Source organism: Arthrobacter sp. Y3225116 (assembly GCF_059091245.1).
This window is the reverse complement of record NZ_JBNHGL010000577.1, coordinates 1-378: the sequence shown is the minus strand read 5'-3', so window position 1 is coordinate 378 and position 378 is coordinate 1. Positions and strand designations below refer to the sequence as shown.

At 70.1% G+C, this 378-nt stretch carries 1 pseudogene; it reads left to right on the top strand.

The features are described from left to right. A pseudogene (gene purH, locus AC5RV2_RS19040) lies at nucleotides 1-222 on the top strand (bifunctional phosphoribosylaminoimidazolecarboxamide formyltransferase/IMP cyclohydrolase); the annotation flags it as partial. Between the last annotated feature and the right edge of the window lie 156 nt (nucleotides 223-378).

Genomic DNA, 378 nt, shown 5'->3' with positions numbered 1-378 from the left:
GCCAATGTGCAGGGCTCCGGGGCGCCCGAGCGAGCCCGCGGCGCCGTGGCGGCATCGGATGCGTTCTTCCCGTTCGCCGACGGCCTGCAGATCCTCCTCGATGCCGGCGTCCGCGCGGTAGTGCAGCCCGGCGGTTCTGTCCGGGACGAAGAAGTCGTGGCAGCGGCCGACGCGGCCGGCATCACCATGTACTTCACCGGGGCGCGCCACTTCTTCCACTGACGAGTCCGGCAAGAACAAGGGCAAGATGCTCGAAGCTTGGCCTTAGCCCTACCATTCCTCCCACGGGGCGGCGGGGCCGGGTCGACGGGCGAGAATCCTTGCCGGCAAGGTGCCGGGCACGCAGGTTCAAGGGAACCGGTGTGCCCGGCACCGGCC